At 68.7% G+C, this 14,086-nt stretch carries 12 protein-coding genes; 3 read left to right on the top strand and 9 right to left on the bottom strand.

From position 1 onward, the window contains the following. Window positions 1-33 precede the first annotated feature (33 nt). Window positions 34-873 (bottom strand): glycosyl hydrolase family 32, encoded by an 840-nt coding sequence (locus ACQP1O_RS08300; protein WP_433565262.1) that lies wholly within the window; start codon window positions 871-873, stop codon window positions 34-36. 54 nt (window positions 874-927) lie between these two features. On the opposite strand from ACQP1O_RS08300, the gene ACQP1O_RS08295 reads away from it, so the two are divergent. Beyond that, window positions 928-2,019, top strand: coding sequence for a winged helix DNA-binding domain-containing protein (locus tag ACQP1O_RS08295; RefSeq protein WP_433565261.1), 1,092 nt, complete (start codon window positions 928-930; stop codon window positions 2,017-2,019). 32 nt (window positions 2,020-2,051) lie between these two features. Here ACQP1O_RS08295 and ACQP1O_RS08290 read toward each other — a convergent pair whose 3' ends face one another. The 6 genes from ACQP1O_RS08290 to ACQP1O_RS08265 all read right to left on the bottom strand — a co-directional run bounded on the left by ACQP1O_RS08290 (window position 2,052) and on the right by ACQP1O_RS08265 (window position 7,890). Then, window positions 2,052-2,795: a succinate dehydrogenase/fumarate reductase iron-sulfur subunit gene (locus ACQP1O_RS08290; protein WP_433565260.1), complete on the bottom strand. Its 744-nt coding sequence runs from the start codon at window positions 2,793-2,795 to the stop codon at window positions 2,052-2,054. Window positions 2,796-2,809: 14 nt separating this feature from the next. Further along, entirely contained in the window at window positions 2,810-4,744 is a 1,935-nt protein-coding gene (locus ACQP1O_RS08285; protein WP_433565259.1) for a fumarate reductase/succinate dehydrogenase flavoprotein subunit, read from the bottom strand. A gap of 2 nt (window positions 4,745-4,746) precedes the next feature. After that, a complete protein-coding gene (locus ACQP1O_RS08280; protein WP_433565258.1) occupies window positions 4,747-5,427 on the bottom strand; it encodes a succinate dehydrogenase cytochrome b subunit in 681 nt (226 codons plus the stop codon). Between the two features lie 365 nt (window positions 5,428-5,792). After that, complete coding sequence (locus tag ACQP1O_RS08275) at window positions 5,793-6,188, bottom strand: phage tail protein (protein ID WP_433565257.1); 396 nt, start codon at window positions 6,186-6,188, stop codon at window positions 5,793-5,795. A gap of 171 nt (window positions 6,189-6,359) precedes the next feature. Then, window positions 6,360-6,695 carry a calmodulin gene (locus ACQP1O_RS08270; protein WP_433565256.1) on the bottom strand — a complete coding sequence of 112 codons (336 nt, stop codon included), beginning with the start codon at window positions 6,693-6,695 and terminating at the stop codon, window positions 6,360-6,362. Window positions 6,696-6,858: 163 nt separating this feature from the next. Continuing rightward, a complete protein-coding gene (locus ACQP1O_RS08265; RefSeq protein WP_433565255.1) occupies window positions 6,859-7,890 on the bottom strand; it encodes a TlpA family protein disulfide reductase in 1,032 nt (343 codons plus the stop codon). A 227-nt stretch (window positions 7,891-8,117) separates the two neighbouring features. Between ACQP1O_RS08265 and ACQP1O_RS08260 the strand changes: the two genes are divergently transcribed. Further along, on the top strand, window positions 8,118-9,095 hold the full coding sequence (locus ACQP1O_RS08260) for a LysR family transcriptional regulator (protein ID WP_433565254.1): 978 nt from the start codon (window positions 8,118-8,120) through the stop codon (window positions 9,093-9,095). A 17-nt stretch (window positions 9,096-9,112) separates the two neighbouring features. Here the strand turns inward: ACQP1O_RS08260 and ACQP1O_RS08255 are convergent, their stop codons facing one another. After that, on the bottom strand, window positions 9,113-9,877 hold the full coding sequence (locus tag ACQP1O_RS08255; RefSeq protein WP_433565253.1) for a tyrosine-protein phosphatase: 765 nt from the start codon (window positions 9,875-9,877) through the stop codon (window positions 9,113-9,115). Window positions 9,878-9,884: 7 nt separating this feature from the next. Beyond that, complete coding sequence (locus ACQP1O_RS08250; RefSeq protein ID WP_433565252.1) at window positions 9,885-12,065, bottom strand: pyruvate, phosphate dikinase; 2,181 nt, start codon at window positions 12,063-12,065, stop codon at window positions 9,885-9,887. 407 nt (window positions 12,066-12,472) lie between these two features. Here ACQP1O_RS08250 and ACQP1O_RS08245 point away from each other — a divergent pair, with 407 nt between their 5' ends. Continuing rightward, complete coding sequence (locus ACQP1O_RS08245) at window positions 12,473-14,083, top strand: FadD3 family acyl-CoA ligase (protein ID WP_433565251.1); 1,611 nt, start codon at window positions 12,473-12,475, stop codon at window positions 14,081-14,083. Window positions 14,084-14,086 lie beyond the last annotated feature (3 nt).

The raw sequence follows: 14,086 nt of genomic DNA, 5'->3' as shown, positions 1-14,086 counted from the left end.
CGGATTTTCGGGGTGAACGCGGGCCTGGCTGTCTCAGTGTGGGAAGTGCAAGCGAGCCAGCGCGACTCCGCCCTGCGCCCAGCCCGCGTGGGTGATCCAGAGGGCGTCCTCGTGGGTGATCACCTCGGCCGCGTGGGCGGGCACGTGCCCCACGCGGTCGGACGCGTCGAAGTGAAAAGGGTTGTCGCCGCGGAAGATCTCGGTGCCGACATAGCCGGGGCGCGGACCGATCAGCAGATACCAGGTGCCGGCGTGGCGGAGCACGAACGGCGATTCGGTATTACCCGCACCGGTTCCGGTCGCCGGGTCGGTGTAGGCGATGTGACGCTCGCCCCAGTGCAGCAGGTCCGGACTGGTGCGGTAGGCGACGACGTGGTTGCCGCCGGCGGGGACGCTGGTCGCGCAGTAGTACATGACCCACTGCCCGGCCACCCGCAGCACCATGGGGTCGCGGGCGTCGTAGCCGTCGCGGAAGACCGGGCCGCCCGGATGGCGGGTCCAGTGGAACAGATCGGCGGAGGTGGCCAGGCCCATACCCGTTGCGGTGCGGTCGGTTCCGCCGCCGTCGTAGAACATGAAGTAGGTGGCGCCGTCGCGCACCACGAAGGGGGCCCACAGGTGGGTCTCGCCGCGCTCACGGTCCACCGTCAGGGCGGCGGGATGCTTGGTCCACGGGCCGTGCGGGTCGCCGGCGGTGGCGTGCGCGAACTCGGTCTCGTCGAAGGGGTCGGCGGGCTCGGGATGGGTGATGCCGAACAGGTGCCAGCGCCCGCCGTCGTCCTGGATCAGGGTGTGATCGTTGATGTACCAGCACTGATCCGGCTCGCTGGGGTCGTAGATGTGCCGAAACTCCCCCGCCGTCACCGTGCCCATACCCGTCCTCCATATAGGACCTGAACTGTCCTAATTCCATTCGACAATGGACCCATGCCGGAACTCTCGCTGCGAACCCTAAACCGCACACTGCTGCTGCGTCAGAAGTTGAACGAACGGGTCGCCATGCCCGCCGCCGAGCTGGTCCGGCATCTGGTCGCGGTGCAGGCGCAGGAACCGAACTGGCCGTATGTGGGGCTGTGGTCGCGCCTCACCGATTTCCGCCATGAGGATCTGACGGTCCTGCTGCGTGATCGAACCGTGGTGCGCGCCACCACGATTCGCCGGACAGTCCACCTGACGGACGCCCAGGACTACCGCTGGCTCCACCCGACGGTCCGCCCGGCGATCGAGCCCACGCTCCGCTCGGTCTACCTCCGGGATGCGGTCGAGGGCCTCGATATCGCCGAATTGGCCTCGGCCGGAACAGAACTGCTCACCGGCACCACCATTTCCCGCCGCGACCTCGGCAAGCGGCTGTCCGAACGCTTCCCGGGCCGTGAACCGCGCGCCCTGGTCCACGCGCTCGGCATCATCCACCCGCTGGTGCACGATCCCGCTGCGGGTGTGTGGGGCGCGTGGCGCGGCCGCTCGGTCTCGGTATCGCCGGCCGGGGAGGCGATCGGCGCGCCCCTGGCCGACGGCCCACGCCCGGAAACCCTCATCCGCCGCTATCTGGCCGCCTACGGCCCCGCTACCGCCGCCGACATCCAGGAGTTCGCGGGAGTCACGCGACTGGCAGCGGTGATCGCCCGCCTGCGCCCGGAACTGCGTGTCCTGCACGATGACTCGGGCCGCGAACTCTTCGACCTCCCGGACGCCCCGATCGCCGACCCCGAACTCCCCGTCCCCGTCCGTTTCCTGCCCGCCTTCGACAATTCCTGCCTCGGCCATCGCGACCGCAGCCGCATCATCAGCGACGCCGACCGCGCCCGCATCGCCAAGATCGCCTCGGGCGGCGTGCCCATGTACCTGGTCGACGGGTTCGTCCACGGCCGTTGGGGTCTGGACGGTTCCACGATTCGGATCACGCCCTGGCATCCCCTCACCCGTGCCACCGAGGCCGCTGTCCGCGACGAGGCCGAACGCCTGCTCCCGCTCGTCGTACCCGGTGAAGCAGGCAAGGTCATGATCGAAACGCGCTGATCGGAGCTCGCTCCTGCGCGGCCGCCTCGGGGTCAGCGGGCCTTTCTCGCGGCGCGGAGGAAGTCCTTGTTCAGGCGGCCGATCACGTCCTGTGGGATTTCCTTCGGGCAGGCGAGGGTGCATTCGCCGGTGTTGGTGCAGCCGCCGAAGCCCGCCTCGTCGTGGGCTTCGAGCATGCCGACGACGCGGGAGTGGCGCTCGGGCTGTCCCTGCGGCAGGAGGCCGAGGTGGGTGACCTTGGCGGCGGTGAAGAGCATGGCCGAACCATTGGGGCAGGCGGCCACGCACGCGCCGCAGCCGATGCATTCGGCGGCCTGGAAGGCCAGGTCGGCGTCGGGTTTCGGCACCGGGATCGAGTGGGCCTCGGGTGCGGCGCCGGTCGGCGCGGTGATGTAGCCGCCCGCCCGGATGATCCGGTCGAAGGCCGAGCGGTCGACCATCAGGTCCTTGATGACCGGAAAAGCCTTGGCCCGCCACGGTTCCACGGTGATCGTGTCGCCGTCGGAGAACTTCCGCATGTGGAGCTGGCAGGTGGTGGTGGCCTGCTCCGGACCGTGCGGGGTGCCGTCGATGACGAGTGAGCACGCGCCGCAGATGCCCTCGCGGCAGTCGTGGTCGAAGGCGATGGGCTCCTCGCCGGCGCCGGTGAGCCGTTCGTTGAGGACGTCGAGCATTTCCAGGAACGACGCGTCGGGCGAGACCTCCACGCCGTAGTCGACCATCCCGCCCTTGTCGCGGGAGTTCCGCTGCCGCCAGATACGCAGGGTGAGTTTCATTCTCGATTCCCCTCTTACTTGTAGGACCGCGTGCTGGGCTGGGCGTACTCGTAGCTCAGCGCTTCCCGGTGCAGCGTCGGTGGCTGGTCCTGATTCCATTCCCACGCGGCGACATAGGAGAAGTTCGCGTCGTCGCGGCGGGCCTCACCGTCCTCGGTCTGCGACTCGGCCCGGAAGTGGCCGCCCGCCGATTCGGTGCGATGCAGGGCGTCGATGACCATGAGCTCGGCCAACTCGAGGAAGTCGGCCACCCGGCCCGCACGCTCCAGCGACTGGTTGAGGTCATCCCCGGAGCCCGGCACGTTGACGCGCGCCCAGAACTCCGCGCGCAGTGCGGGAATCAGGGCCAGCGCCTTGCGCAGTCCCGCCTCGGTCCGTTCCATGCCGCAGTACTCCCACATGAGGTGGCCGAGCTCGCGGTGGAAGGAGTCGACGGTGCGGTCGCCCCGGATGGACAGGAGCCTGTCGATCATCGTGGTGACCCTGGCCTCGGCGGCCGCGATCGCGGCGGCCGGCACCTCCCCGACCGGACCGCGGGCGAGATAGTCGCCGAGGGTGGCCGGCAGGACGAAATATCCGTCGGCCAGGCCCTGCATGAGCGCGGAGGCCCCGAGCCGGTTGGCGCCGTGGTCGGAGAAGTTGGCCTCCCCGATCACGAACAGTCCCGGAATGGTGGATTGCAGGTCGTAGTCCACCCACAGCCCGCCCATGGTGTAGTGCACGGCGGGGTAGATGCGCATGGGCATCTCGTACGGGTTCTCGCCCGTGATCCGCTCGTACATCGTGAAAAGGTTGCCGTACTTGGCTTCCACCGCCTCGACGCCGAGCCGCCCGATCGCGTCGGCGAAATCGAGATAGACGCCGAGCCCACCCGGCCCGACCCCACGCCCCTCGTCGCAGACGTTCTTGGCCGCGCGGGAGGCGATGTCGCGCGGCACCAGATTGCCGAATGCCGGATAGATGCGTTCCAGGTAGTAATCGCGCTCGTGCTCGGGCACATCGCCGGGCTTGCGTTGGTCCCCAACATTTTTGGGCACCCACACCCGGCCGTCGTTGCGCAGCGACTCCGACATGAGCGTCAGCTTCGACTGGTGCTCACCCGAGACCGGGATGCAGGTCGGATGGATCTGCGTGAAGCAGGGATTGGCGAAGTACGCGCCGTGCTTGTGCGCCCGCCACGAGGCCGTGACATTCGAGCCCATGGCATTGGTCGACAGGAAGTAGACGTTGCCGTACCCGCCGGAGGCCAGCACCACGGCGTCGGCCGTGCAGGACCGGATCACGCCGGTGACCAGGTCGCGCACGACCACGCCCCGCGCCACCCCGTCCACCATGATCAGGTCGAGCATCTCGTGCCGCGCATGCAGTTCCACGGTGCCCGCATCGACCTGTCGCAGCAGCGCCTGATACGCGCCCAGCAGCAACTGCTGGCCCGTCTGCCCGCGGGCATAGAAGGTGCGCGAGACCTGCGCGCCGCCGAACGACCGATTGTCGAGCAGGCCGCCGTACTCCCGCGCGAACGGAACGCCCTGCGCCACACACTGATCGATGATCTGCGTCGAGATCTCCGCCAGCCGGTGCACATTCGACTCGCGGGACCGATAGTCGCCGCCCTTGACCGTGTCGTAGAACAGCCGGTGCACGCTGTCGCCGTCATTGCGGTAGTTCTTGGCGGCATTGATCCCGCCCTGCGCGGCGATCGAGTGCGCCCGCCGCGGCGAATCCTGGAAACAGAACTGGATCACGCGATAGCCCTGCTCCCCCAGCGTGGCCCCCGCCGAGCCGCCGGCCAGCCCGGTGCCGATGACGATGACCGTCTTCTTGCGCTTGTTCGCGGGATTGACCAGCTTGGCCTCGAATTTACGGGTGGTCCAGCGCTCAGCGATCGGCCCGCCCGGCGCTCTGGTGTCGGCGATCGGCTCGCCGATGCGGAAAAGACTGTCATTCATGGCTATTTCACCCATCCGAAGGAGACAGCGATCGGGACGGCCAGGAAACCGGCGACCAGCAGGATCGAAACGGCGGCCGCGAGCAGGTCGTAACCGCGGGCGCCGGCCAGACCCAGGGTCCGGGCGGCACTGCGAATGCCGTGCCGCAGGTGCAGACCCACCATGACGACGGCGACAACGTAGAAGAGCGTGACGTACCAGTGGGACGGCGCGAAGTCGGCGACGACCTTCTCGTACGGAGTCGCGTTGTGGCCCAGGGGATTCACCGCGCCGAAAGTCAGATCCAGCAGATGCCAGACGAGATACAGCGCGATGATCACACCGCCCCACCGCATGGTGTGAACGGCATAACCCTGGGCATGCGACTTCTTCTTCGCCGCGTACCCGACCGGCCTGGCCCGGTGCGCGGTCCGGGCGAGCGAGACCGCCGACCACATGTGCAGAATCACGCTGACCGCGAGCACGACCTCCACAGCCGACAACAACCCCCGCCGAGGCACCGCGGGCTCACCAACCGTCCGCAACCATTCGGCATAGTGATTGAAATCCGACGCCCCCAGAAACACTTTGAGATTCCCGGCCATGTGGGCGATGAGGAAAAGCACCAGAATGCCCCCGGTCACCGCCATCACGGCCTTCTTGCCCACCGTCGTCCGGTAGAGCTCAGGTATTACGACAGCCACCAGCGGAAACTACGTCCGCTCCGCGCCCCCGGTCCAAGTCCCCAACGCTCTGGTCACCATGACCCTGGCCTATGCACCGAGCTGCAACCGGAATTACTACTGCGAGTAGTGAATCCGGCCCGTGAAGGATGTCACACGGCGACGCCTGTCCCCTGTCGAGCGATTCGAACCACCAGCAACAACCGCACCATTACCCTGACCGTGCCCCAGAACGAGGTCGCACCGAACCAACGTGCCGCGACTTCGAAGCCCAGCTCGGCGACCTCGTGGAGGTCGAGCCCGCCGGCTGGGATCCGATCGTCGAGTTCATGTCCTCGGAGCGGGGATCGCTCGCACAACTCGTGCGACGGTGGGTATGCCGCAGGCTAGAGCTGCTCGATTTTCATCCTGTCGCAGGAGAGAGTGACGGTCTCATTCGCCGGTCCCGCGTTGCCCGCCTCGAGCGAGGGAACGCTCCACGAGCGAGTCCAAGCGTCTATCAGACTGATCGCCTGGACGGGCTTTCCATGGTGGTCCAGCTCGGTGATCGTGATGGTCGCTCTCGCGCCGTGGGGGTCCTTCAGCGACTGCCGGATCCAGCGGTCGAATACTTCGCTCTTGTCCGAGCTCCGGGTGATGGTCACCTCACGCCGCTCGGCCTCCGGCTGCTGGTCATCCCGTCCATCGCCGAGACCCGACACCACTCTGCGAGCCTGCTCCACGAAGATTCTGCCCAGATCGATACGGAACATTCCCGTGCTGATCTTGTCCTGGGTTTGCATATCGACCTCCTGAATTCGTAACCGGTGGGTTTCTCGCTCATGAGGCAATGCCATTCGAGAGTACGGCGTGGACGGGGCCGCCCGGGTGGGAAGTTGCGGTCGCGCAGGTTCTCGAACAGCGGACCCCGGCCGAAGGCACTCGGCCGGGGTCCGCCTCCGACGGCGTCGCGATCAGCGGATCTCTCGGGTGAGCCGAGACGACCACGGACACCAGAAACAGCCCGGCAGGAAAGCGCCGCAGGCCTCGTCCAGGTTTTCCTCGACGTAGGAGATAGCCGAGTCGCAGACCTCGATCGCCACGGTGAAGAAGCTGATCGTGTCCGGATCGAGGTGGAAGCTCCAACCCGGGTTGTAGTCGGCCACCCGTTTCCTGATGCGTCCCATGACATGGATCGACATCTTCTCCTCGCCGGACAGGATCCGACGCGCTTCCGCGATGCGCTGCTCGTCATTGAGCCGGATAATGAATTCCTTGCCGGAGTAATCGGTGAATGCGAAGTCCGCCATGACATCTCCCTGCCAGAAGTAGTGGATGGGATTCGTACGCGGTTCTGCATCGATGCACTCAGCATCGTATCGGCGCCAGAGCGCTGCTGTACACGAATTTCTCTGTGCGACAATTGATTTGGACTTCCATCCGGTTTCCGACGGAGGTAACCGGACCGAGGGGTCAGTTCCGGCCCTGGTTAGCGGCGTGGTGGCCGTTGCTTCGAGAGGAAAGCTGGGCTCGGATCGATCTCCCAGCGAAAATCAACTCACGGATCGCGATAGCGCCCCGTGCAACGGGCGCGCCGACCCGGCCCCCGGCGTCGATCAGCACAGCCGACGGCGTACCGCGGACGCGATATCGCAGCGCCGCCTCGTTGCCCTGCTGCACCAGCGACGGGATCTCGCCCAGCCCCTGTTCGGCACCCCAAACGGCCTGCTCATCGGCGTCGCCGTTGCCGACGACGACCATGGTCATGGCCGTGCGCGCCCGCCACCGCGGCAGCTCACGGGCCAGCGCGGCGCATATCTCACAGCCCGGGTGCACGAACACCAGCAGCACCGCCCGGCCCCCCGAGAGCAGGTCCGCGAGGTTCGTGCGGGCGCCCGCGATGTCGAGCAACTCGAACTCGGGCGCGACCGAGCCGACCGGCAAGCCCTCGGCGCCCAGCGTCGAGAGCGCCTGCTCGTCCAGCCGACGCCGCAGCACGCCGACCTGGCCGACCAGCCACGCCAGGACCCCGCACAGCAGCGCACCGAGCGCGAGCCCGGTCGCGGCATCGGCAGCCAGTCCGGCGGGCACCGAGGGATGGGCCAACGCGCCCCACACGACCGACGCCGCGAGCACCATCAGCACACCGTTGCGCACGACGCTGCGTGCGCCGATCGGCGTCGTACTCGCCGCTCCGAAGCATGAGCACGAGGGGCGCTTGCCGCGCCGCAACAAGCCGACCATGACCACCGTGAAGACCGCTAACAGGAGCAGCGCGCCCACTGCCGCCGCGACGGCCGTCCACGACAGGACGACACCGACCGCCAGCACCGCCTCGGCGACCGGCAGTCCCCACGCCACGGCGGGCACCCACCGCACCGGCACCTCGAACTCCCCCACCGCCTGCCGCGTACCGGCGCGATCGGCCAGTTTCCCCCAGGCCGACAACCCGAACACCACGGCGAGCGCCAATCGCGTAACCCACACCCCGTATTCGATCAGCATGGGCCGCACCCTCCCACATCAGCGGTTATTCGAATCAAGAATCGCCGGAAGAGTATTCGAGGTGTTGCGAAGGCCTGCAGGACAGGTCATCGTCCGGAAAACGATCGACCTCCGGCAAGTCGCCGATCGTGACTTCAGCGGAGGGCGTCACACGGGGACCCCGCAGCCGGGTGTGATCATCGACTCGGAATCGGAATGGCGGAGTTCATAGTCCTAGGATATCGACTGTGCAGTTGCAGCAGTTGTCGTACTTTCTGGCTGTGGCGCAGGCCAGGCACTTCACCAGGGCCGCTGATGCGCTGGGCGTCGCCCAGCCCTCGCTGTCCAAGCAGATCCGGACACTGGAAGCTGAGCTCGGGGCTTCGTTGTTCAGCCGGGCGCGGGGGAATATCGCGCTGACTCCGGCGGGTGAGGCGTTGTTGCCACTGGCCACCCGGATTCTCGCCGATGTGGATACCGCGCGGCTGGAGGTGCAGGAGCTTGCGGGGCTGCGGCGGGGGCGGGTTCGGCTCGGGGCGACGCCGTCGCTGTGTTCAGGGCTGCTGGCCGATGCGCTGCGGCGGTATCACGACGCGTATCCGGGGATCAGGCTGCTGGTGGAGGAGGGTGGGTCACGGGATCTGGTGCGGCAATTGACGAGGGGCGCACTCGATTCGGCGCTGGTGATCCTGCCGCTGGGCGAGGACACACCGCTGGCCACCACGCCGATCCTGCGCGAGGATCTGGTGGTCACCGCCAGGGTCGACGACAGTTCGCTGCCCCAGCGTTCGCACCTGCGCATCACGGATCTGCGGGATCGGCCGCTGGTGATGTTCCGGCCGGGCTACGACCTGCGGGAGGCGACGATCGGGGCCTGCCGGGAGGCGGGGTTCGAACCCCGCTTCGCGGTCGAGGGCGGCGAGATGGATGCCGTGCTGCGGTTCGTGGAGGTGGGGCTCGGGATCGCGGTCGTCCCGTCCACGGTGCTGACCGGACGGCCTGGGCTGCGCGGGATTCCGCTGTCGGGCGACGGCGGGCGCGAGTCCCACGGGCTGCACCGGACGGTCGCGCTCGCTCACCGCAAGGACGTCACACCCACGCACGCCGCCGGGGCGTTCCGGGCGACGCTGGAGAGTTTCGTCCGGGAGGCCGCCGCTGGCGGTGGCCTCCCGGCGGGGGTCCGGTCGCTGCTGCCGGAGGCTGGAACGACCGGGGACCTGAGGTAGCGACCAGGCCCTGAGGCCTAGGCGACGACCAGGACCTCGCGGAGCCGCTGCAGTTCGGGCTCCGAAAGTCCGTTGGCGAGTAGCCAGTTGGCGGCCCCGCCGTGCTCGGCATGCAGGTTCTTCAGGAAGCCGAGCATGACCTCCGGGGAAACGGCCAGGATGCCCGTATTGGTCTGCGGCAGGCCCTCGTAGGACGGGAGCGCGTCGAGTCGGTCGCGGACCTTCTGGATGCGCTCGTTGGTGAGAGCGTAGTCGTGGGCGATCGCCTCGGCAGGGACCCCGACCGCGTCCAGCAGGACCGCGGCGAGCACGCCGGTGCGGTCTTTGCCTGCGGCGCAATGGAACAGCACCGAGTGGCGGTCCGGATCGACGATGAGGCGAACCGCCTCGACGATGTGCTCGCCACTGCCGCCGAGCAGCTGACCGTACAGCTCGGTCAGGTCGACGCGGGTCTTGTCGGGGACCAGATCCCGTGCGGCAAGCGAGGATTGCGGCGACTTGCGGATCGGCAGGTTGGCGATGCGCAGACCGGAGTCGGCGATCAGCCCGTAGCCCTCGCGCTCCACCTCATCGGGCAGGCGCAGGTCGATGACCGTGCGCAGGCCCAGCTTCTCGACCAGGTGCGACAGGTCGTCGCAGGTCGCCTGCTGCAGCGTGGAGGAGCGCAGGACGATGCCGAAACGTGTGGTGCCGCCGCCGGTTACGGGGAGCCCGCCCAGGTCGCGCACATTGTCGATCTGGGCGAAGTCGATCCAGCGGGTGGGCATGGAATCAGTGGTCACGACAGGCTCAGTGGGCACGACCGGCCGCCGCCTCTTCCGCACGGGTCAGGCCGCACAGACCGATCAGGTCTTCGTGCAGCTCGAACCAGACGGTGTGGTAGCTGTCCATGATGGGCCGGGCCACGTAGGTGTGGTCGCCCTCGGCGATGCGCTCGACGGCGCGGTCGAGGCGGTCCAGGTAGCGGGACAGGCGCGGGGCGAGCCCGCCCAGGCGGCCGATGAGCGGGCGCAGGCGCTGGTGAGTCTCGTTGAGCCGGCCCAGCACCGAGGCGTCGTACTCGGCGTCGGCGTGATCGTTGACGGTGGCCGGGTCCTTCATCTGCCAGTCGGTGATGATGACCTTGAGGTCGCCGTTGAAAACGCAGAACTCGTCGTAGGCGGCGGTCATGGCGGCCGCGTCGACGGTCGCGCGCTCCTCGGCCAGCAGCTGCTCCAGGCGCGGGCGGCCCTCGGGGGTGATACGGAAACCGGCCGGGGTGGTGGCGCAGTAGCCGGCGGTCACCAGACCTTCACAGCAGGAGGCGATCTCGGCGGTGTCGGCGAACAGGCTGGCGGCCAGATTGTCGGCGTTCACCCGGCCCTTGATGCCGACCAGCCGCAGCACGGCCAGCTCGGTGACGGGAACGTTCACGGAAACCTCTTCCTGCTCGGCGTTCTCGGCCGCGGCCTCGGCGTCTTCCGATGCGACAGAACGGTTTTCGAGCCGGTTGGCCAGCTGCTCACCGGCAACGCCCGCCCACTGGGCGAGCTGATGAACATCGTCGAGGACAGCCTGCTCGACCGGCTTGGCGACGATCTCGCCGGGCAGCACCAGCCCGGCCCCGCCGTCGACGGTGACGGACTTGCCGGTCAGCGCGGCGACCACGCCGGGGCCGCAGCCGACCACGCAGGGGCGGCCGAGTTCCCGGCTGACCAGCGCGGCATGCGAAGTGGTGCCGCCCAATTCGGTGACGATGGCCCGCGCGGCGATCATGCCGTGCAGATCGTCGGGGCTGGTGGTGGGACGCACCAGGATGACGTCCTCGCCCGCCTCGGCGCGCGCCTCGGCCTCGTCGGGATCGATCACGACGACGCCGGAAGCCAGTCCGGGACAGGCGGATTCGCCGCGGGCGAGGGGCTCCTGACCGCCGGTGTCGCCGGAGGCGGGGCGCAGCACCTCGCGCACCTGGTCGGCGGTGACCCGGTCCAGCGCCTCGTCGGCGCTGATCAGCCCCTCCTCGACCATGGCGACCGCGGTGCGCACCGCGGCCCGCGCCGAACGCTTGGCCGGACGCGACTGCAGCAGCCACAGCGTGCCGGATTCGACGGTGAACTCCACGTCCTGCAGATCGCGGCCGTCGTGCTCGAGCAGCTGGGCGGCGGCGATCAGACGCTCGTGCACCGCGGGCTGGGTGGCGGCCAGCTCGTCGAGCGGGCGCGGGGTCAGGCGGCCGGACACCACGTCCTCGCCCTGCCCGCCGACCAGCCACTCGCCGTAGACGGGGCCGTCGCCGGTATTGGGGTTGCGGCTGAAAAGCACACCGGTGCCGGACAATTCGTCGAGGTTGCCGAACACCATGGCCTGCACGGTGACCGCGGTGCCCAGGGTGTCGGGCACGCCGCGGTTGGCGCGATAGGTCTTGGCGCGCGCGGAATCCCAGGACCGGAACACGGCCTCGATCGCACCGCGCAGCTGGTCCCACGGATCGGCCGGGACCACGCCGTTCGCGTCACCGAGCACGGTCTCGCGGTACTGGTGCACGAAGCGCTGCCGGGTGTCCTGCGCGTAGGTCGGATTGCTGGTCTCCACGGCCAGCGCCTGCTGCACCGCGTCGGTCATGCCGAGGTTCAGGACGGTGTCCATCATGCCGGGCATGGAGATGGCCGCCCCCGAACGCACCGACACCAGCAGCGGGCGCTCCGCCGACCCGAAGCGACGGCCGGTGCCGCGCTCGATCATGGCGATGCCGTCGAGCACCTGCGCCCAGATCTCATCGGCGATGGCGCCGCGCCGCGTGTAGTCGGCCCAGCCGTCGGTGGTGATGACGAACGCGGGCGGCACCGGCAGGCCGAGGGCCCGCATGTGGTCGATGCTCCACGCCTTGCCGCCGATCTTCTCTCGCGACAGTCCGCACGCGCCGTCGAGTTCGACAACGGTCGCGCCCGCCGCAAGGTCCAGACGCTGCGCAAGCTCCGTTCCGGCCGTCATGTCACTCCTTCGAGGTCCTGGATTCATTCGCACTCCAGCGCTCCACCGCTGCTCGAGCGGCCTGCCGGGCAATATCCATCCCGTCCCCCCTACGGGACCACTGCAACGAGCGTGCCGGGTGAGCGCGCCCACACCCAACTCCCATCCCGATCAGCGGAATGAACGAGCCGTTCCGCCTCCCCGAGACTTCAGCGCACGGCCTAGGAGCCGTTGCCGGTTTCGCATGCGTGCCGGCGGCTAGGAGCGGCGCCGATTTTGGGCGTACCCGGGAAGTTACCCCGGCCGGCGCGAAATCAGTTGTCGCGTTGGGCAACGGTGCGGCCCACGAAGGTCACGGCACGCCCGGTCAGCGGGATGGCACGCTGAAAACAGGCCTTCGAGGGCTGGGCGTGGGGCAGGATGGGCGGATGGATCGGCGGCACTCGGGCGGCAGCTCCGCGGTCGGGCCCGTGACGACCATTCCGGCGCTGGTCGCGGACCGGGCGCGGCGCTATCCGGAGGCGGTGGCCATTGCCGGGCCGGCGGGGCGGCTGACGTTCGCCGAACTCGCCGAGGATGTCGCCGCGGTGACCCGGGCGGCCATGGCGTCGGGACTCGAACCCGGTGACCGGGTGGGCATGTGGGCCCCGAACAGCGTGCGCTGGATCGTGACCGCGCTCGGAATGCTCGGTGCGGGAGCGACTCTGGTGCCGATCAGCACCCGGCTGCGCGGCGCGGAGACCGCTGAGGTGCTGGCCCGCAGCCACGCCAAGGCGGTGTGCACGGTCCAGGAGTTCCTGGGCGCGGACTATCCGGCCATGCTGGCCGAATCCGGCCGTCCCCTACCGGATCTGGAACATGTCATCCTGCTCGACGACGCCCGCGGCGAGAACGCGGCCGACTGGGACATCAGCTCCTGGGCGGGATTCCTGGCCCCCGGCACCGTGATCGAGCCGCAGTCCGCGATCGAGCGCACCGCCCGGGTGGATCCGGAGTCGGTGTCCGACATCCTGTTCACCTCCGGCACCACCGGCGCGCCCAAGGGTGTGCTCGCCACGCACCGGCAGACCCTGGAGGTGTTCGCGCAGTGGGCCGATGCGGTGACGCTGCGCCCGCGCGACCGGTATCTGCTGGTGAACCCGTTCTCGCACACCTTCGGGTACAAGGCCGGCATCCTGGCCTGCCTGCTGCGCACCGCCACCATGGTCCCGATGGAGCGCTTCGACGCCCCCCGGGCGCTGCAGCTCATCGAGAGCGAGCGGATCACCGTGCTGTCCGGGCCGCCGACGCTTTTCACCGACCTCCTGGCCGCCGATCACGATCACTACCTGCTGGGCTCGCTGCGCCTGGCCGGGACCGGCGGCACTACCATCCCCACCGAACTGGTGCGGCGCATTCGCGAGGATCTGCGCGTCCCCTACGTCTTCACGGCCTACGGCCTCACCGAATCCATCGGCGTCGTCTCCATCTGCCCGCCCGACGCCCCCACCGAACTGGTCGCGGGCACCGTTGGAAAGACCCTGTCCGGCAGTGAGATCCGCATCCTCGATCGCGACGGCACACCGGTGGCGCCGGGCGAGCCCGGCGAGATCACCGTCAAGGGCCCGAATGTCATGCTCGGCTACCTCGACGACCCCGAGGCCACCGCCGCCGCCATCGACGCGGACGGCTATCTGCACACCGGCGATGTGGGCACCCTCGACCACGACGGCTATCTGCGCATCACCGACCGGCTCAAGGACATGTTCATCGTCGGCGGCTTCAACGCCTACCCGGCCGAGATCGAGCGAGTCCTGCTGCAGCACCCGGATATTCGCGATGTCGCGGTGGTCGGTATCCCCGACGAGCGGCTCGGCGAGGTCGGCCGCGCCGTCGTGGTGCCCGCCGACGGGGCCGTCAGCGATCCGGCCACCCTGATCGAGTGGTCGCGCTCGCGCCTGGCCGGCTACAAGGTGCCGCGGGAGATCGTCTTCGTCGACGACCTCCCGCGCAATGCCGGTGGCAAGGTGCTCAAACAGCAGCTGCGCGACCCCAGCTGATCA

The organism is Nocardia sp. CA-151230, assembly GCF_050942175.1.
Classification (GTDB): Bacteria; Actinomycetota; Actinomycetes; order Mycobacteriales; family Mycobacteriaceae; genus Nocardia.
This window is presented reverse-complemented; position numbering and strand designations above follow the sequence as displayed.

Bases quoted from the DNA above. Each gene is read 5' to 3' on its own strand.
- ACQP1O_RS08300 (WP_433565262.1), bottom strand. From the start codon at position 873: ATGGGCACGGTGACGGCGGGGGAGTTTCGGCACATCTACGACCCCAGC.
- ACQP1O_RS08295 (WP_433565261.1), top strand. From the start codon at position 928: ATGCCGGAACTCTCGCTGCGAACCCTAAACCGCACACTGCTGCTGCGT.
- ACQP1O_RS08290 (WP_433565260.1), bottom strand. From the start codon at position 2,795: ATGAAACTCACCCTGCGTATCTGGCGGCAGCGGAACTCCCGCGACAAG.
- ACQP1O_RS08285 (WP_433565259.1), bottom strand. From the start codon at position 4,744: ATGAATGACAGTCTTTTCCGCATCGGCGAGCCGATCGCCGACACCAGA.
- ACQP1O_RS08275 (WP_433565257.1), bottom strand. From the start codon at position 6,188: ATGCAAACCCAGGACAAGATCAGCACGGGAATGTTCCGTATCGATCTG.
- ACQP1O_RS08270 (WP_433565256.1), bottom strand. From the start codon at position 6,695: ATGGCGGACTTCGCATTCACCGATTACTCCGGCAAGGAATTCATTATC.
- ACQP1O_RS08265 (WP_433565255.1), bottom strand. From the start codon at position 7,890: ATGCTGATCGAATACGGGGTGTGGGTTACGCGATTGGCGCTCGCCGTG.
- ACQP1O_RS08250 (WP_433565252.1), bottom strand. From the start codon at position 12,065: ATGACGGCCGGAACGGAGCTTGCGCAGCGTCTGGACCTTGCGGCGGGC.
- ACQP1O_RS08245 (WP_433565251.1), top strand. From the start codon at position 12,473: ATGGATCGGCGGCACTCGGGCGGCAGCTCCGCGGTCGGGCCCGTGACG.